The following is an 18,695-nucleotide window of genomic DNA, read 5'->3' as shown; positions in this document are numbered from 1 at the left end:
CGTCGCCTCTATGATGTCGGCAACACCGCCGGGTCCGGCGGTGACAGGTCGAGGCCGGCATCCGCGGGGGCGGTGATGGCGGCCGCCGCCACCGACCCGACCACGGCCAGGGAGACGTCATGGGGTTCGAGAAGCTGCTGATTGCCAACCGCGGCGAAATTGCCATCCGCATCATGCGGGCGGCCGCCGAGATGGGCATTTCCACCGTGGGCATCTATGCCCGCGAGGACCGGTTCGCCCTGCACCGGTTCAAGGCCGACGAGAGCTATGTGGTGGGCGAGGGCGCCAAGCCGATTGCCGCCTATCTCGATATCCCCGACATCATTCGCATCGCCCGCCAGAGCGGGGCCGATGCCATCCATCCCGGCTACGGGTTCCTGTCCGAGAACGCGGACCTGGCCGAGGCCTGCACGGAAGCCGGCATCACGTTCGTGGGCCCGCCGGCGGAGGTGCTGCGGCGGCTGGGCGACAAGGTGTCCGCCCGGGCGGCGGCCGAGGCCGCGAACGTCCCGGTACTGCCGGCCTCGCAGGTTCTGCCCGAGGACATCGAGGCGGTGCGCCCGATTGCCGAGGACATCGGCTATCCGGTAATGCTCAAGGCCAGCTGGGGCGGCGGCGGTCGTGGCATGCGTATGATCCACGAGCCCGACGAACTGGCCGGCGCGGTGGAATCCGCCCGCCGCGAAGCCAAGGCCGCCTTCGGCAACGACGAGAGTTATCTGGAAAAGCTGGTGGTGCATGCACGCCATGTGGAAGTGCAGGTGCTGGCGGACGCCCACGGCAACGTCATGCACCTGTTCGAGCGCGACTGCACCGTCCAGCGTCGCCACCAGAAGGTGGCCGAGCGGGCCCCGGCGCCGTACCTGAGCGAACAGCAGCGACAGTCCCTGTGCGATTCGGCGCTGCGCCTGTGCCGCGAAGTGGGCTACGTCAACGCCGGCACGGTGGAATTCCTGATGGATGCCGACACCGGCGAGTTCTATTTCATCGAGGTCAATCCCCGCATCCAGGTCGAACACACGGTGACCGAGGAAGTCACCGGTGTGGACATCGTCAAGGCCCAGCTACGCGTGGCCCAGGGGGCCCGCATCGGCGATCCGGCGGGCCTTCTGCCCGACCCCGACCAGTTGCGCCTGGACGGCCATGCCCTGCAGTGCCGGGTCACCACCGAGGATCCCGAGAACGGCTTTGCCCCGGATTACGGGCGGCTGACGGTCTACCGCAGTCCTGGCGGCCTGGGCGTGCGGCTGGACGGGGGCACCGCCTATTCCGGGGCCGAGATCACGCCCTACTACGATTCGCTGCTGGTGAAGGTCACCACCTGGGCGCCCACCGTGGACGAGGTGGTCACCCGCATGGACCGGGTGCTGCGCGAGTTCCGCATCCGCGGGCTGTCCACCAACCTGCAGTTCCTGGAGAACGTGATCGGCCACCCGACGTTCGCCCCGGCCGACTACACCACCGATTTCATCGACACCACGCCCGAGCTGTTCGAGTTCAGCCCGCGCCGCGACCGCGCCACCAAGCTGCTGCGCTTCATCGGTGACGTGGCGGTCAACGGCCATCCGCAGATGGCCGGCCGGACCCCGCCGCCGCGGCCGCTGCCGGCCCCGCGGCTGCCGGATGCGGACCTGCAGACGGACATTCCGCGCGGCCTGCGCGACGAACTGCTGGAGCGTGGCCCGGCCGGTTTCGGCAAGTGGCTGCGCGAGCAGGATCGCGTGCTGCTCACCGATACCTCCATGCGCGATGCCCATCAGTCGTTGTTTGCCACGCGGCTGCGCACCCGCGACATGCTTGAAATCGCCCCCTACTACGCGCGGATGGCCCCCGACCTGTTCTCGCTGGAGTGCTGGGGCGGGGCGACCTTCGACGTGGCCCTGCGTTTCCTGCGGGAAGACCCCTGGCTGCGGCTGGCCCGCATCCGCAAGGCGGTGCCCAACATTCCGCTGCAGATGCTGCTGCGGGCCTCGAACGCGGTGGGTTACACCAACTATCCCGACAACGTGGTGCGCTACTTCATCGAGCAGGCGGCGGCCACCGGCATCGACATCTTTCGCGTGTTCGACGCGCTCAACAATGTCGACAACATGAGGGTGGCCATGGCGGCGGTGATCGACGCCGGCGCCGTTTGCGAGGCCACCATCTGCTACTCGGGCGATCTGTGCGACCCGGACGAGGACAAGTACACGCTGGACTACTACGTGACCATGGCGCGACAGCTGGAGGACGCCGGCGCGCACATCCTGGCGATCAAGGACATGGCCGGGGTGTGCAAGCCGGCGGCCATCGATCAGCTGGTGCGGGCCCTGCGCGAGGCCACCGATCTGCCGGTGCATTTCCACACCCACGACACCAGCGGCATCTCCGCGGCCAGCGTGCTGGCGGCGGTGGCCGCCGGGGCCGATGCGGTGGACGGAGCGCTGGATGCGCTGTCCGGCCTGACCTCGCAGCCCAATCTGGGTGCCATCGCCGCGGCACTGGCCGGTGGCGAGCGCGATCCGGGTGTGGATCGCACGGCCCTGCGCCAGCTTTCCGACTACTGGGAAGGGGTGCGCCGCTACTACGCCCCGTTCGAGTCCGGCGTGCGCTCGGGCACCGCGGATGTCTACCGTCATGCCATGCCCGGCGGCCAGTACAGCAACCTGCGCGAGCAGGCCCGGTCCATGGGGCTGACCCGCCAGTGGCCGGAAGTGGCTCAGGCCTATGCCGACGTGAACCGGCTGTTCGGCAATATCGTCAAGGTCACGCCCACGTCCAAGGTGGTCGGGGACATGGCGCTGTACATGGTGGCCCAGGGGCTGACCCCGGAGCAGGTGGCCGATCCCGACCATGAAGTGGATTTCCCGGACTCGGTGGTGTCGTTCTTCCGCGGCGAGCTTGGCACGCCGGTCGGCGGTTTTCCCGAGGCGCTGCAGCGAAAGGTTCTGCGCGGCGAAACGCCGATCGAGGGGCGCCCCGGCGCCAGCCTCGAGCCGGCCGATCTCGACGCGATCCGGGCCGAGGCCGAAGCCGAGATCGGCGGCGAAGTCAGCCCCACCGATCTGGCGTCCTATCTGATGTACCCGAAGGTATTCGCGGAGTTCGCCGGCCACCGCAGCCGTTTTGGCGAAGTCAGCCGTCTGCCCACGCCGGTGTTCTTCTACGGACTGGCCGAACAGGAAGAGATCAATGTCGATATCGAGACCGGCAAGACGCTGGTAATCAGCCTGCAGGGCCGGGCGGAGGACGAGGACGAGGGCCACACCAAGCTGTTCTACGAGCTGAACGGCCAGCCGCGCATGATCCGCGTGGCCCACGAGGGCAGCGAAGCCGCCGCCAGCCGGCCGCAGGCCGATCCCGACAACCCCGGCCATGTCGGCGCCCCGATCCCAGGCATGGTGGTACAGGTGGCGGTGCAGGAAGGGCAGACGGTGAAAAAGAACGAATCGCTGCTGTCGCTCGAGGCGATGAAAATGGAAACCGGCGTGGCCTCGCCGCGGGACGGCAAGGTCATTCGCATTCACGTCAAGTCCGGCGAAACCGTCGCCGCCCGCGATCTGCTGATCGAGATCGGGGACTGAAAAATCGCCCGGCCGCGTTGGCGGGGCCGGCGGTTGCAGCGGTGGGCAGGAACGGCCCGGGTCTTTATAGTGCCGGGATGATCCGACAGGACGGTTTGTCATGACCGGAAAACCCAGCTTCAACTGGGCCGACCCGCTCGGCCTCGAGGGCCAGCTCAGCGAGGACGAGCGAGCGGTGCGCGACGCCGTGCGCAGCTATGCCCAGGGCCAACTGGCCCCGCGCGCGACCCTGGCCTTCCGCGAGGGCCGCTTCGACCCGGGTATCTACCCGGAGATGGGCGAACTCGGGATGCTGGGCACTACGCTCCAGGGTTACGGCTGCCCGGGCCTGTCGCACGTGGCCTACGGCCTGACGGCGTTCGAGCTGGAGGCGGCGGATGCCGGCTACCGGTCGGCGCTGTCGGTGCAGTCCAGCCTGGTGATGTATCCGATCCATACCTACGGCAACGAAGCCCAGCGGGAGCAGTATCTGCCACGCCTGGCGTCCGGGGAACTGATCGGCGCCTTCGGCCTGACCGAGCCCGACCACGGCTCGGACCCCGGCGGCATGACCACCCGTGCCCGGCGCGACGGCGACGACTGGCTGCTGTCCGGCACCAAGACCTGGATCACCAACGCCCCCATCGCCGACGTGTTCGTGATCTGGGCCAAGGATGACGAGGGCGTGATCCGGGGCTTCGTGCTGGAGCGGGACATGGCCGGCCTGGACACCAGCGCCATCGAGGGCAAGTTCAGCATGCGGGCCTCGGCCACCGGCATGGTGCACATGGACGGCGTGCGGGTGCCCGACAGCCAGCGGCTGGCCGGCGTCGAGGGTCTGAAGGGGCCGTTCGGCTGCCTCAACAAGGCCCGCTACGGCATTTCCTGGGGCGCCATGGGCGCAGCCACCGCCTGCTGGCACGCCGCCCGCGAATATGTGCTGGAGCGCAAGCAGTTCGGCCGGCCGCTGGCCGCTAACCAGCTGATTCAGAAGAAGCTGGCGGACATGCAGACCGAGATCGCCCTGTCACTGAACGCCTCGCTGCAGCTCGGCCGTCTGTTCGACGCCGGCCGGGCCACGCCGGAAATGGTGTCGCTGATGAAGCGCAACGCTACCGGCAAGGCGCTGGACATCGCCCGCGCCGCCCGCGACATGCACGGCGGCAACGGCATCGTCGACGAATACGCGGTGATCCGGCACATGCTCAACCTGGAGACCGTGAACACCTACGAAGGCACCCACGACATTCATGCGCTGATCCTGGGCCGGTCCCAGACGGGCATTCAGGCCTTCTTCTGATCCGCGTCGCCAGCGCCGCCGGTCGGGTTACCTGACCGGCCGATCGCAATGCACGAATCCGAGATTTCCTTCATTCCGCTGCTGATCGTGGTGGCGCTGGGCTTTCTGGTGCCGGTGGCGCTGTCGCCCGTGCGCCGCTTCGGCATTCCGGTGATCGTGGGCGAGATCGTGGCCGGCATCATCGTGGGCCAGAGCGGGCTGGGGCTGGTGGAATCCGGGCGGGTGCTGGAAGTGCTGTCGGCCTTCGGCTTCGCCTACCTGATGTTCCTCTCCGGGCTGGAGATGGATTTCTCCCAGATCCCCCAGCACCGCTCGCTGCACGGCAGCAGCCGGATCGGCCGGCTGGTGCGCAACCCCTTCGCCCTGGGCGGGCTGATGTTTGCCCTGACCGCGCTGTGTTCGGTGGCGGCCGGCTTCTATCTGCGCCACATTGGGGTGGTGGACAGCCCCTGGCTGATGGCGATGATCCTGTCCACCACCTCGCTCGGGGTGGTGGCGCCGGTGCTCAAGGAACGCGGCCTTCTGGCCGAGCGTTACGGCCAGACCATTCTGGTGTGCGCGCTGATCGCGGATTTCGTCACCGTGCTGCTGATCAGCACCTATGTACTGTTCCAGAGCGAGGGGCTGAGCCTGGAAATGTTCGTGGTGCTGATCCTGGTGATGGTGTTTCTCATCGTCTATCAGCTGGCCGCGCGCTTTCGCGAACACGTGCCGGCGCAGAACCTGATGCGGATGCTGTCCACCGCCACCGCGCAGATCCAGGTGCGGGGTTCGCTGGCGGTGGCGCTGGTGTTCATCGCCCTGGCGGAAAGCCTGGGGGCGGAAAACATCCTCGGCGCCTTCCTGGCCGGGGTGATCATCTCGCTGCTGTCGGGCAGTCACAGCTCGGTGCTGCGCGAGAAGCTGGACGCCATCGGCTACGGCTTCTTCATCCCGGTGTTCTTCATCATGGTCGGGGTGCAGTTCGACCTGCCGGCGCTGCTGGCTTCCGGCTCGGGCCTGCAGCTGGTGGCGGTGCTGGTGGCCATCGCCATCGCGGTCAAGTTGGCGGGCGGGATGGTGTTCCGGCTGGCCTATTCCTGGCGTCAGACGCTGGCCGCCAGCACGCTGCTCAGCGCCCGCCTGTCGCTGATCATCGCGGTGGCGACCATCGGCCGCGAGATCGGCGCCATCACCCCGGCGCTGGAGGCCGCCATCATCCTGGTGGCCATCGTCACCTGTCTGTTGTCGCCCATGCTGTTCAACCGCCTGCTGCCGCCCGGTCCGCGGCCGCGCGATCACATCCTGGTGGCGGGGGCCGGGGCTGACGCCCGGGCGCTGGTGGCGCGCCTGCGGGCGCTGGAGCTGGACGTGGAGGCCGTGGCCCTGCGGGAGGCCCACGCGGAAGACGAGGCGGCGGGGGGTGTCTCGTCCGCGCGTCTGGCCCGACTGCGCGATGCCGGCATCAACGAGGCCGGCATCGTGGTGGCCATGGCCGAACACGATGAAGACAACCAGTACGTGTGCCGGCTGGCCCGCGATATCCATTCCGTGCACAACGTGGTGGCCTGGGTGCGGGACCCGGCACACAACCGGCGCTTCCTGGATGCCGGGGCCCAGGTGATCAACCCCAGCACCTCCAAGTTGCTGATGCTGGAAAGCCTGATCCTGAGCGGCGAGGCCCGCACCCTGAGCCAGGATCAGGCGCTGAGCCAGGACGTGCGGGTGGTGAAGCTGCGCAACCGCTGGCTGCGGGATCAGAAGCTGCGCGACCTCGGCCTGCCGGACGGCGTCAGCGTGCTGCGCATCGAACGCGGCGGGGAAGTGTTGATTCCCGGGCTGGACAGCGGTACCCGTGCGAACGACGTGTTCACGCTGGCCGGCGATGCCGGTCTGGTCGACGAAGTGGCGCGCCGGCTGGCCCGGCCTTGGTGACCTGCAAGCCGGACTCGCTGTTGTCCGGCGTCAGTCCAGTAGTTGCGAAACCGCTTTGCTGCCGGCCTTTGCAGCCAGCGGCCCCAGCGCCTGTCCGGCGACGCGACGCAGGGTGGGGCTACTGGCCACCAGCAGGCCGGCGATGCCGCCAGCCACCAGTACGGCTCGCGGATGGGCCCGGGCCCATTCAAGCGCCTCGTCCGCGCTGCTGACCGGCAGGTTGTCGCCGGCCGCGGGCGGATTTGTTGCGGCGGCCGGCGCCGGGGCTGGCGGCGCCACCTGCCGGCGTAGCCAGGCCCCCAGGCCTGCCGCGATCAGAAGCAGCCCGGCGCCGATGGCCAGGGCCGCCAGGGGTGGTCCCCATTGCGGTGCCAGCCAGGCGTAGCCGCCCCAGGCGCAGACGAGTACGCCTGCCAGCCCCAGCAGCAGCGGTAGCCAGATCGCGGCGTTGAGCCCGAAGACCCCGGCCAGCTTGGCCTGGATATTCAACGGTCCAGCAACTTCCCGAGCAGGAAGCCGACGCCGAAGGCGGCCGCCACGCTAGTCAGCGGACGCGCCGCCACTTCAGCCTCCAGGCTGCGGGTGGCCTCCCGCGCCCGGTCCTGGACCTGGGCAGCGGATGCCCGCGCGGCGTCCGCGCCGGCACCGAATTCCTCGCGCAGGTTGTTCTTGAGCGATTCGGTGAGCTGGGAAAAATCCTGGCGCAGGGTCTGGAGATCGTCCTTGAGTGCCTGGACTTCGTCGCTGTTCTGAGCCGCCATGCGGGTCTCCTTGGGTCAGGTCTGATGGATGACGCCGGTGCAGCCCGTGCTGCACCGGCGTCAGGTGGTATCGGGCGGGTCGCCGCTACTTGTCGAAGGCGTCGCGAACCTTGTCCTTGCCCTCGCCATACTTATTCTGGACCTTGCCTTCGGTGCGGGTCGCCTTGCCTTCGGCCTCGGTCTGTTCGTCGCCCGTGAGCTTGCCCACGGTTTCCTTGATCGAGCCCTTGACCTTCTTGGCGGTACCCTTGATGCGATCCTTGTCCGTCATCTTCATGCTCCGTTGTCGGCCGTGCCGCCGGAATGGCGGCGGAATGCGCTGGTCCGCTGGTCGGATCAGCCGCGAATCAGGCGGTGGTAGATCGACACCACCAGCAGGGCGCCGATCACGGCCGCCCCGACGCTGTACAGGCCGAGCCCGGGGACGCCCCGGCCATCGGCAGCGTTGAGGGCGAGGGCCCCGGCACCGGCGCCGGCGCCGGTAACACCGGTGATGGCGCCAATCACACCCAGCGCGCTGTTCAGTAGCGGCCCGTGACCGCCGGCGATCAGGCTGGAAACAAAACCAGCAACCAGTCCCATCGCCATCCACACAATAATGGACATGCCCTCTGCCCCGGTGTTCCCGTACGGGATCTCGTATTAGTCAGCCGGCAGCGCACCACCGGACCGCGGGTCGTAATAATGCGGACCGCCATTCGGTGGGGGAAGAGCCATTCGCACCAGTGCATCTGGTACGAAAATACCAGTCAGGATGTAGCGGGGTCGGGGCGCAGGCCGCGCTCCCGGGCCCAGATGACGGCCCCGGCGCGATTATGTACGTCCAGCTTGGCGTACAGGTTGGCTACATGGTTTCGCACGGTATTGGGTGCGATGGCCAGTTGCCGGGCGATGTCTCGGTTGCCATGGCCGTCGGCCATCAGCGCCAGGATTTCGCGTTCGCGCTCGGTGAGGCTTTCCCCGCCGTTGCCGCTGCCCGCGCCATTGGTGGCCTGGCGCACGTCGGCCAGTTTCTCGATCAGGCTCCGGCTGAACCAGGAGGTGTCGGCCATCACCGCCTCGATTGCCGCCGCCAGTTCTTCCTGCGAGCGCTTGTGCTCGGTGATGTCCTGCAGTGCGCCCAGCACGCAGGGCTGATCGTCGATTTGAACGGTATCGGCCCATAACAGGCAGTCGATGCTCGTGCCGTTGCGGCAGGCCAGCCGGACCTCCTGCTGGGTGGCAGCCACCAGCTGTTTGCCCTGTAGCGGGGGCGTGCCGGTATTGCCGTCCCTGGGCCGGGCGATGCCGGTAAGCCCGCGCTCGCCAAGCGCTTCGGCGGCGTAACCGGTGGTCCGGGTGAAGGCGGCGTTGACGTTCATCACCATCAGCCGGTCGAGGGTGGCGATGAACATCGGCACCGGGGCCAGGGTGAACGCGCGGGAGAAGCGCTGCTCGCTCTGGCGCAGTTCGTTTTCGGTCTGCTTGCGCGGGGCGAGGTCCATGAAGGTGAATAGCATGCAGGGCTGGTCACCCACCTCCATCGGCTGGCCGGCGACAACCACCGGCTGCCGGCCGCCGTCCGGCCGGGGCAGGCAGGCCTCCATCTGCGGGATGGTGCGGCCGGCGCTCAGGTGCGCCACCGCCAGGTCCCGTTCGTTGGCGTCCGTGAGCACGTCGATTTCGTAGACGGTGCGCTCGAGAAGTTCGCTCTGGGTATAGCCGGTCATGTCGGTGAAGCCGGCATTGGCCTTGATGTAGCGCAGGTCGGACAGGCGGCAGATCAGCGCCGGGGCGGGGTTGGCGGCGAAGGTGCGTTCGAAGCGTTCCTCGGCGCTGACGAAGTCGGTGATGTCCTCGATGATCAGCACCAGGCAATCCGGCTCGTCGTCGGCATCGGTGAGGATCAGGCTGCGCACGCAATGGCTCCGGGCCTGATCGGGATCGTGTTGCGGGGTGACCTCGACCACGACGTTGTCGAAACGCTCGCCGGCCACCATCCGGTCCAGCGGATAGCGATGCGGCGCCACGTCCCGGTTATTGCGGTAGCGCAGCGTGAACCGCTGCCGGTAACCCTCGCAGGATCCGCCCAGCGCCTCGCGTTCGCGAATGCCGTGCACCGCGAGCGCCGCGTCGTTGGCCCAGGCAATGCGGCCGTCGTGTTCCAGCAGGATCACGCCGTCGCGCAGGCCGGCGATGATCTGCTGGAGTTGGCGCCGGTCGGTCTGCCGGCGGAGGGCCTGGTCGATCATGGTGTGACGGGTTGCCGGGGCCGGGCCACCAATACTACGACAGCGGGACGCCCTCGGGCGTCAGTCCGGCAGCGTTGTCACCCAGTCGCTGCGCGCCAGGGCTCCCTGCAGGCCGATCCAGGCTTCCAGGTGATCGTAACGGGCGATGGCCCGGCGGGCCTGCTGGCGGGCCAGTTCGGCCTCGGCCTCCACCACGTCGTCGGCGGTGGCGCGGCCGGCGCGGAAGCGGGCATCGCGCAGCTTCAGACGGCTGCGCGCGCTCGACAGTCCGGTTTCGGCGAGGTCGGCCAGTGCCAGGGCGCTGTCGATGGCGGCCAGCTGTTCCTCGATCTGCACACGGATTTCGTGCATGAACGCGCGCCGGTCGGCGTCCAGGGCCTGGCGCTGGGCTTCGGCCTGGTCGCGGCGGGCGGCGATCACGCCGCCGGCAAACGGGGTCCAGGTCAACTCGGCTGCGATGCGGCCTTCGTCGTCGGGAAAGAAGGCGTTGCCGCTGCGCCAGGTCTGGCTGGCCACCGCATCGATTTCGGGCAGCCACCGGCTGCTGGCGGCGCGTGTCTGCAGCCGGGCGGCGTCGAGGTCGTGTTCGATCGCATCCAGATCGCGGCGGGCGTCGATGGCCTCGGCCAGCAGTGTCTCCGGGTCTGCATTCACCGCCGGCGGCGTGTAGTCCAGCGGCGCGGGTACCACCCGGCCGTCGCGACCCATGGCACGGGCCAGCCGGGTGGTGGCCACGCGGTAGCCGGTGGTCAGCTGTATCTGCTCGCGCCGGGCTTCCTGCAGGGCCAGATCGATATCCAGCCGGTCGGTTTCCAGCGCCCGCCCGGCCTCGACCTGGGCGGCCACCCGTTTCACCCGCGCCGACAGGCTGTCGCGCAGCCGGGTGTTGGCATCCAGCCGGGCCTGTAGCCGGAGCGCCTCCAGATAAATGCTCGCCGCGCGCAGGGCGTTGGCCAGTTTCAGGCTCTCGGTCCGCGCCAGGCTGGCCCGGGCGCTTTCCGCCTGGGCCGGGGCGCCGTAGAGCTGATCGGCCAGGCGCAGCAGGGGCTGGCGGATCTCGATGATCGCTTCGCTCTGTTCGCGGGCGGTGGTTTCAAAGCGCTGTTGCCCCATCGGCCCGGGGACACTGATGGAACCGGTGGCGTCCGATCGCGAGGCCCGGGCCCGCACGCTCAGCTTGGGGGCGAGCGCATCGCGATAAGCCGCGCTCGCCCCGGCGCGCGCGGCGCGGGTGCGGGCGGCCAGGGCGTCCACTTCCAGTTCGTTGGCCCCGGCCAGGGCGGCGGTGTTGAAGTCCACCGTGTCTATTTCATCAGCCTGGGCTGACGGCGTCGCGACCGCTATTACGAGCACGAGACCGGCCAGCAGCGCGGCCGCGCTGCCGCCTGCGGCGCGCGCCGGCATCGATCGGCGGCCGAGCAGCAGCAGGCACAGCGCCGGCATCACCAGCAGGGTGAGCAGGGTGGACGCAATCAGCCCGGTAATGATGGTCCAGGCCATGGGCGGCCAGAGCGTGGTATCGGACAGGGCCAGCGGCAGGAGCCCGGCAATGGTGGTGGCGGTGGTCAGCAGGATCGGGCGGGTGCGTCGCCGCACGGCGTCGCGCACGGCGGTGGTGATGTCCTCGCCCTGGGCCAGGCGCTGGTCGATCACGTCGATCAGCACGATGGCGTTGTTCACGACGATCCCCACCAGCGCGATGATGCCCTGCAGCGGCTGGAAACCGAAGGGAATGCCCAGCAGCAGCAGACCCGGAATCACGCCGGCCACCGCGAAGGGAATGGTCAGCAGCACCAGCCCCATGCGGCGGAACGAGTTGAATTGCAGCAGCAGAAAGAACAGCAGCAGCCCCACGCCCAGGGGCGCGGCCTGCAGCAGCGCGGAGTTGGCGTCGCGCGAGGCTTCGGCTTCGCCGCCGAACTCGATACGGGTGCCGGGCGGCAGGTCGAGATCGGCGATGGATGCCTGCACCGGCGCGACCACTTCGCTGAACACGAAACCTTCCGCCAGTTCGCTGTAGACCCGGGCCACGCGATGCTGGTTGTAGTGCCGGACGGCCCCCGGCTGCATGGCCAGCCTCGCGCTGGCGACCTGGGCCAGCGGTACGGCACGGCCGTCCGGGGTGTAGACGTTGATGGTCTCCAGTTCCGGCAGGGGGAAGAGCTGGCCCTGCGGGCTGCGTAGCTGGATCGGTACCGGATCCTCGCCCGCCCGGTACTGGCCGACATTGATGCCGAGGCTGCGGCCCTGCAGGGCCTGGGCGATATCCACCCGGGAAATGCCCAGCCGCCGGGCCACCTGGTCATGCACGTCGAACACGATGCCCGGGGCGCCGGTGCCCAGGTCCTGACGCACGTCGCGGGCGCCGGACACACCCAGCACCGCCGCGAATACCTGCTCGGTGGCGGCGGCGAGTTGATCGGGATCGGGATTGAACACCCGGATTTCGATCGGCGAGGCCACCGGCGGGCCCTGGCGCAGGATGCTGGGTACCACGTCCACCCCGGGCAGGCTCTCGCGGCCGTAGGTCCGGGCCCAGTCGATCACCGCCTGGTTGGCGGTCAGGCCGTCGGTTTCGGCCACCAGCCGGGCCCGTTGCGGGGCGCTGGGGCTGCGTTGCAGGTTGTAGTAGAACGTGGGGCCGGCGAAGCCGACGAAGCTGTGCACCACGTGGACATCCTCGCGCTGGCGCAGATCGCGCTCCATGCGGGCAGCCACTTCCCGGGTGCGGGTCAGGTGGGTGCCTTCCGGCAGGGTCAGGTCGATCAGCACCTGGTTGCGGTCGGCATTGGGGAAGAACTGCTGATCCAGCATGCCGCCGCTGGCGAAGGCGGCCGCCACCACCAGCGCGCCACCGGCCGCCATCCACCAGGGACGGGCGGTGGATATCCGGCTGAGCTGTTCGGCCAGCCGCATGATGGGGGCGTTGGTTTCCTTGTCGGCCGACTGGCGGCGCAGGAAGCGGCGGGCGGTGACCGGCGTCAGGGTGATCGCGAACACGTAGCTGACCACCAGCGAGAGCATGATCAGGATGGGCATGGCCCGGATGAAATCCCCGGTGTTGCCCTCCGACAGGGCCATGGGCACGAACGCCGCCAGTGTGGTGCCGGTGGCGGCGAACAGCGGGCCGCCCAGTTCCCGCACCGATTGCGCGGCCGCGCTGGCGCGGCTGGCGCCACGGTTCAGGTGGTGCTGGATGTTCTCGGTCATCACGATGGCGTTGTCCACCAGAATGCCCAGCGCGATTACCATCCCGATGATGGCGATCTGATGGAGCACCCCGCCGCCCATGGCGTAGATGCCCAGCGCGCACAGCGTGACCAGCGGCAGCAGGGTGGCCACCAGCAGACCCACCCGCAGCCCCATGCCCAGGAACAGCACCCCGACGATGATCAGCACCGCCAGCAGCAGGCTGCCCACCAGGTTGTCCAGCCGGGACTCGGTGTAGGTGGGCTGGTAGAACATCTCGCGGATTTCCAGCGGCGCGAAGGCCGGCCGCAGTTCGTCGACCTCTGCCCGCAGCGCCTGCCCGAACTTCACCACGTTGGTGCGGTTGCGTTCCGCCTTGATGTCCAGGCCCACGGCCCGCTTGCCGTCAAAGCGCACGCGGGCTTCGGGGGGTTCCTGCTCGCCGCGTACCACCTCGGCGATGGTGCCCAGCGGTACCACGTTGCCGCCGGCTAGGGTGATCGGGGTGTCGCGGATCTCGCTCAGCGAGGCGTAATCGGTTTGCGGCCGCAGGGTCAGCGATCGTCCGGACAGGCGCAGCGAGCCGCCGGGAATGATCGCGTTCGAGGATTGCAGCTGGGTCAGCAGCTGGTTGGGCGTAAGCCCGCTACGCAGCAGCGCGGCGTCGCTCAGCGCGATGGTGATCTGCTCTTCCGGATCGCCGATGAGGCGGATGGACGACACGCCGGGCATGTCCAGAAGTTGCGACTTCAACCGCTCGGCGGCATCGGCCAGTGCCAGCGGGTCGTCGCTGCCGGTGACGGCCAGCACCGCGGTCGAGGCGGTGACAATGCGATCCTCCAGGGCCGGTTCCGCGACGCCATCGGGAAAGTCGCGGCGCGCGCTGTCCAGTGCCACCCGTACCCGGTCCCAGGCGCTGTCGGTGTCATACACCCAGGCCTGCAGCTCGATGCGCACGATGGCCACGCCCTGGCGGGCGGTGGATTCGGTGTGATCGATTTCCTCGACCCCGGCCAGTTCCTCCTCGATGGGTTCGAGCACCAGCCGCTCGATGCGGCCCGGGTCGGCGCCCGGGAACGCGACAGTGATCAGCCCGGCGCGATAGGGGAAGGCCGGATCCTCCTGGCGGTCCATGGTGAGGTAGGCGGCCAGACCCGCCAGCGCGAGCACTGCCACCAGGGTGAAGATCAGCCGCTCGTTGGCCAGCAGCCGTTGCAGCCGGTCAGACATGATGCCAACCCCGGCCGGGCGTCATGTTTACGGCCGTGATCATGGCCGGACCGCGACGGCGCGGCCGTCGACCAGACCGTCCAGCCCCAGCGTGACCACGGTGTCGCCGGGCGACAGGTCGGCGTCCACCACCACCCGCTCGCCAACGACCACGCCAAGGGTGACCGGCACCGAGCGGGCCCGATCTTCATCCACCCGGAATACCCGCGGCTGGCTGCGTCCGCCGGTGCTGGCGATGGCGGATACCGGCACGGTCAGGCGTTCCGGCTGGTTCGAGCGCAGGCGCCAGGTCACGGTAGTGCCGGCCCGCAGGTCGGGCGCGTCGTCCAGCGTGAGCACGGCCGGGAACAGCTGCCCGGCACCATCCGCGGCGGCCGCCAGTTCGGTGACGCGGCCGGTGATCTCGCCGCCCATGATGGGCATCACCAGATCGGCGCGGTCGCCGACGGCCACTTCGCCGAGCAGATTTTCCGGCAGGCCGATTTCCGCTTCCAGAGCACTGCTGTCTCCGGACAGCGCCAGCACTGGTTGTCCCGGCGATACGAATTCACCCGGTTGCGCCAGGATTTCGGCCACGGTACCGGCAACCGGCGCTTCCAGCCGGGTTTCCGCCAGCAGGCGGCGGGCGCGGCTGGCGTCGGCTCTGGCCTGCGCCAGCGACGCCTGCAGGCCATCCATCCGCGACTGTGCCGACTCGAGTTCCTGCTGGGTGGCGGCGGCATCGGTCTTGAGCTTTTTCACCCGATCGAGATCCCGCTCGGCCTGGGCGGTCTGCGTTTCCAGCTGCCGGACGCGCGCGGCAGCGGCCTCCGCGGCCGGGGCCAGCTCGGGCTGGGCCAGACGGGCGATCAGCTGGCCACGCTCCACCGACTCACCGATGTCCACCATGCGTTCCACCAGCCGGCCGCCGACCTGGAAGGCCAGCCGCGCCCGGTCCGCCGACCGGACCACGCCCGACAGCGCGAACTGCCGGTCGGTGTCGATCACCCGCACCTGCCCGGTTTCCACCGGATGCGGCTGGTCCGCCGGCGGCGGTGTGTCCGGCGCCGAGACGGCATCGCAGGCCGCCAGGGGCAGGATCAGAAGCAAGCTGAACAAACGGACCATGGCCGATCCCTTGGATGTAATCAGCGTCCACATTAAGATGCCATGTTGACGCTGTCAACACTCCCGTTTAGAGTTATTCCATGACCGCAGCCGCTACCGATTCCCGGCCCTATCACCACGGCGACCTGCAAAACGCCTGCGTGCGTGCCGCGCTGGAACTGCTGGAAGCCGAGGGGCTCGAGGCGGTCACCCTGCGCGGGGTGGCCGAGCGGGCCGGGGTGTCCCGCAGCGCGCCCTATCGGCATTTCAGCGACAAGCGGGCGCTGCTGGCCGCAGCGGCTGAACAGGGTTTCAAACTACTGGCGAAGACGATTCAACGCGCCAACCAGGCGGCGGGCACAGACCCGGCGAATCGGCTGCTGGCCGGCTGCCGCGCCTATGCCCGGTTCGGGGCCACCCATCCCTGCCTCTACCGGCTGATGTTCGCCGGGGATTTCTGCGAAGGCCCGCTGTTCGACGCCGAGAAACCACCGGAGGAGTCCGAGTTCCCGAGTCTGGCGGTGGCCGGCGATGCGGCCTATGACGTGCTCATCGGCGAACTCACCGACGCCCAGGCCGCCGGCGCGGTGCGCCCGCGTGATCCCAAGTCCCAGGCGCTGGTGGTGTGGGCGGCGATTCACGGGCTGATGAGCCTGTACCTGGACAACCGCACGGGTTACGCCGGCCACGAAACGGCCGAGCTGGAAACCGTGGTCGAGGGCGTGCTGCAGACGCTGCTGGAAGGGCTGCGGGCGGGCTGATCGTCGGTCACGGCACGCGGCAGTCCTCCAGCCGGTCGATGCGCCAGAGCGCGGGGAATGCCCGGCGCCAGATACCCACGATCGCCAGTGTGCCGACGCCGCCGACCACCACCGCCGGCACCGCACCCAGCCAGGCCGCCACCGCGCCGGATTCGAATTCACCCAGTTCGTTGGAGCCGCTGATGAACAGCGAACTGACCGCGCTGACCCGGCCGCGCATGGCGTCGGGGGTGGCGATCTGGATCAGCGTGGCGCGGACGAACACGCTGACCATGTCCGCGGCGCCCGCCAGCGCCAGTGCGGCGAAGGACAGCCAGAAATGGGTGGACAGGCCGAACACGATCATCGCCACCCCGAACAGGGCCACGCCCCCGAACATCGCCGGGCCGGCACGGCGCGTGAGCGGCCGTCGCCCCAGCCAGATGCCGGTAACGAATGCGCCCAGGGCGATCGCGCTGCGCAGCATGCCCAGGCCGACCGGCCCCACGTGCAGGATTTCGGCGGCGTAGACCGGCAGCAGAGCGGTGGCCCCGCCCAGCAGTACCGCGAACAGGTCCATCGACAGCGCGCCCAGAATCATCGGCCGCGACCGGACGTAGGCCACGCCGGCCAGAAAGCGCTGAACCGCGCTGCCGGTCTCGCGGGATGCCTGCTGCGCCCGGGCCAGCGGCAGGCCGGCAATGGCGACCCCGGCCACCGCGAACAGCACCGCGGCCAGCAGATAACCGGCGGCTGGCCCCAGCAGGTAGATCAGCCCGCCCAGTGCCGGGCCCACCACGATGGCCATCTGGAAGAACGAGGAGTGCCAGGCGACCGCGCGGCTGAGCAGGCGCTCGCCCACCACCAGCGGCACCAGCGACGGCAGGGCCGGGGCGGCCAGCGCCCGGGCGGTGCCGAACAGGACCAGCACCGCATAGAACGGCAGCACGCTGGTTGTGGCGTTCAGCGTCAGCAGCAGGAATAGCGCGCCGGCCACCGCCTGGGTGGTCCAGCTCACCGCCAGCAGCCGGCGGCGGTCGACCCGGTCGGCCAGGTCCCCGGCCGGCAGGATGAAAACGAGCATCGGCAGGAACTGGGCCAGCCCGACCCAGCCCAGGGTCATCGGGTCCCCGGTAAGCCCGTAGAGCTGCCAGCCGACCACGACGGCCTGGGTCTGGGTGGCCAGGGTCGCGGCCACCCGGGCCACCAGCAGCCGCCGGAAGGCCGGCAGGCTGAGCACGTTGTCGGCGGTGGTCACCATGCCCCGGTCAGCCGGGGTATGCCACGGCGAGAATCTCGAACTCGGTTTGTCCGCCGGGTAGCGAGACGGCCACCGCGTCGCCTACCGTGCGGCCCAGCAGCGCCCGGGCCACGGGCGAATGCAGACTGATGGCGCCGGTGGCGGCGTCGGTCTCGTCCGCGCCGACGATGCGGTAGATGTGTTCGTGGTCGGCCTCGTCGATCAGCGTGACGCGGGCGCCGAAGAACACCCGCCCGGGATCATCGGGCCTGGCGTCGGCCACCACCAGCTGGTCAAGTCGCCGGCCCAGATAGCGCAGCCGCCGGTCGATCTCCCGCAATTCCTTCTTGCGGTAGATGTACTCGGCGTTCTCCGAGCGATCCCCCTCGGCGACGGCATCGGCGAGTGCCCGCACCACGGCCGGCCGGCGCGTGCGCCACAGGTGATCGGCTTCATCCCGGAGCATCTGCCAGCCGGCGCGGGTGATGTAGTCGCGTTGTGCCGGCATCTAGCCACCCCCGCACAGGACCGGCGAATCCACGGCAAAGCGGGAGATACGGCCGCCTCGGCCGCTCAGTCCATGGCCCCCGGCGGCGGGGTATTGTCATCCGGCACGAAGAAATCGGGCGCCAGCTCGCGCGCGTCCGGGTCGACCTTGTACTGGCGGAAGTCGGTGACGCCGGCGTCGAACAGCACCTGGTCATCGATGCAGAAGTTGCCGCTGAACTCGCGGCTGGGCCGGATCAGGATTTCGTGGGCGGCGTCGGCCATGATCTCGGGCGTGCGCGAGGCGTTGACCATATCCTCCCCGCCCAGCAGGTTGCGCACGGCGGCGGTGGCGATCGCGGTGCGGGGCCACAGCGCATTGAAGGCGATGCCATCCCGGCGGAACTCCTCGGCCATGCCCAGCACCCAGACGCTCATGCTGTACTTGGCCAGGCTGTAGGCGGCGTGCTGCGCGAACCACTTTGCCGAGAAATCCAGCGGCGGGGACAGGTTCAGCACGTGCGGATTGGCGGCCTGCTTGAGATGCGGGATGCAGGTCTGGCTGACCAGGAAGCTGCCGCGGGCGTTGATCTGGTGCATCAGATCGTACCGCTTCATCGGCGTGTCCAGCGTGCCCGTCAGGTTGATGGCGCTGGCGTTGTTCACGCAGATGTCGATGCCGCCGAAGTGCTCGACGGTGCTTGCCACCGCGGCGTTGACCTGATCCTCGTCGCGGATGTCACAGACCAGTGGCAGGGCCCGGCCGCCCGCGGCCTCGATTTCCTCGGCCGCAGTATGGATGGTACCGGGCAGCTTGGGATGCGGCTCGGCGGTCTTGGCCGCGATGGCCACATTGGCGCCGTCACGGGCAGCGCGCAGGCCGATCGCCAGCCCGATGCCGCGCGATGCGCCGGTGATGAAGAGCGTCTTGCCGTTCAGATTCGCCATGGCGGATTCCTGGTTGTCTGGACTCGCC

At 69.1% G+C, this 18,695-nt stretch carries 14 protein-coding genes; 4 read left to right on the top strand and 10 right to left on the bottom strand.

Annotation, left to right across the window (positions count from 1 at the left end):
• Window positions 1-119 precede the first annotated feature (119 nt).
• The 3 genes from RM531_RS10830 (at window position 120) to RM531_RS10820 (ending at window position 6,756) form a co-directional block, all read left to right on the top strand.
• Window positions 120-3,563, top strand: a complete 3,444-nt coding sequence (locus tag RM531_RS10830) for a pyruvate carboxylase (RefSeq protein WP_311659249.1) — start codon at window positions 120-122, stop codon at window positions 3,561-3,563.
• Between the two features lie 100 nt (window positions 3,564-3,663).
• Entirely contained in the window at window positions 3,664-4,842 is a 1,179-nt protein-coding gene (locus tag RM531_RS10825) for an acyl-CoA dehydrogenase (protein ID WP_311659248.1), read from the top strand.
• 48 nt (window positions 4,843-4,890) lie between these two features.
• Window positions 4,891-6,756 carry a monovalent cation:proton antiporter family protein gene (locus RM531_RS10820; protein ID WP_311659246.1) on the top strand — a complete coding sequence of 622 codons (1,866 nt, stop codon included), beginning with the start codon at window positions 4,891-4,893 and terminating at the stop codon, window positions 6,754-6,756.
• Between the two features lie 30 nt (window positions 6,757-6,786).
• Here the strand turns inward: RM531_RS10820 and RM531_RS10815 are convergent, their stop codons facing one another.
• The 7 genes from RM531_RS10815 to RM531_RS10785 form a co-directional block, all read right to left on the bottom strand.
• Window positions 6,787-7,245 (bottom strand): hypothetical protein, encoded by a 459-nt coding sequence (locus tag RM531_RS10815; RefSeq protein WP_311659245.1) that lies wholly within the window; start codon window positions 7,243-7,245, stop codon window positions 6,787-6,789.
• Complete coding sequence (locus tag RM531_RS10810; RefSeq protein ID WP_311659243.1) at window positions 7,242-7,517, bottom strand: hypothetical protein; 276 nt, start codon at window positions 7,515-7,517, stop codon at window positions 7,242-7,244. Before RM531_RS10810 ends, RM531_RS10815 begins: the two co-directional genes overlap by 4 nt.
• Window positions 7,518-7,602: 85 nt before the next feature.
• Window positions 7,603-7,788 carry a CsbD family protein gene (locus RM531_RS10805; RefSeq protein WP_311659242.1) on the bottom strand — a complete coding sequence of 62 codons (186 nt, stop codon included), beginning with the start codon at window positions 7,786-7,788 and terminating at the stop codon, window positions 7,603-7,605.
• Between the two features lie 65 nt (window positions 7,789-7,853).
• Window positions 7,854-8,123 carry a hypothetical protein gene (locus RM531_RS10800; RefSeq protein ID WP_311659240.1) on the bottom strand — a complete coding sequence of 90 codons (270 nt, stop codon included), beginning with the start codon at window positions 8,121-8,123 and terminating at the stop codon, window positions 7,854-7,856.
• Between the two features lie 143 nt (window positions 8,124-8,266).
• Window positions 8,267-9,748, bottom strand: a complete 1,482-nt coding sequence (locus RM531_RS10795) for a PAS domain S-box protein (RefSeq protein WP_311659238.1) — start codon at window positions 9,746-9,748, stop codon at window positions 8,267-8,269.
• Between the two features lie 60 nt (window positions 9,749-9,808).
• Window positions 9,809-14,167, bottom strand: coding sequence for an efflux RND transporter permease subunit (locus RM531_RS10790; protein ID WP_311659236.1), 4,359 nt, complete (start codon window positions 14,165-14,167; stop codon window positions 9,809-9,811).
• 39 nt (window positions 14,168-14,206) lie between these two features.
• Window positions 14,207-15,274, bottom strand: a complete 1,068-nt coding sequence (locus RM531_RS10785) for an efflux RND transporter periplasmic adaptor subunit (RefSeq protein WP_311659235.1) — start codon at window positions 15,272-15,274, stop codon at window positions 14,207-14,209.
• 80 nt (window positions 15,275-15,354) lie between these two features.
• Between RM531_RS10785 and RM531_RS10780 the strand changes: the two genes are divergently transcribed.
• Window positions 15,355-16,014: a TetR/AcrR family transcriptional regulator gene (locus RM531_RS10780; RefSeq protein ID WP_311659234.1), complete on the top strand. Its 660-nt coding sequence runs from the start codon at window positions 15,355-15,357 to the stop codon at window positions 16,012-16,014.
• A gap of 7 nt (window positions 16,015-16,021) precedes the next feature.
• Here the strand turns inward: RM531_RS10780 and RM531_RS10775 are convergent, their stop codons facing one another.
• From RM531_RS10775 to RM531_RS10765, 3 genes are all read right to left on the bottom strand, one after another.
• Window positions 16,022-17,254 (bottom strand): MFS transporter, encoded by a 1,233-nt coding sequence (locus RM531_RS10775; protein WP_311659233.1) that lies wholly within the window; start codon window positions 17,252-17,254, stop codon window positions 16,022-16,024.
• 7 nt (window positions 17,255-17,261) lie between these two features.
• Window positions 17,262-17,741: a transcription elongation factor GreB gene (gene greB, locus RM531_RS10770; protein ID WP_311659231.1), complete on the bottom strand. Its 480-nt coding sequence runs from the start codon at window positions 17,739-17,741 to the stop codon at window positions 17,262-17,264.
• A 65-nt stretch (window positions 17,742-17,806) separates the two neighbouring features.
• On the bottom strand, window positions 17,807-18,667 hold the full coding sequence (locus tag RM531_RS10765) for an SDR family oxidoreductase (protein ID WP_311659230.1): 861 nt from the start codon (window positions 18,665-18,667) through the stop codon (window positions 17,807-17,809).
• Between the last annotated feature and the right edge of the window lie 28 nt (window positions 18,668-18,695).

It is taken from the genome of Spectribacter acetivorans (assembly GCF_031846305.1).
Classification (GTDB): domain Bacteria; phylum Pseudomonadota; class Gammaproteobacteria; order Nevskiales; family Salinisphaeraceae; genus Spectribacter; species Spectribacter acetivorans.
Note: the sequence above shows the minus strand (reverse complement) of the source record. Positions and strands in the feature narration are given on the sequence as shown.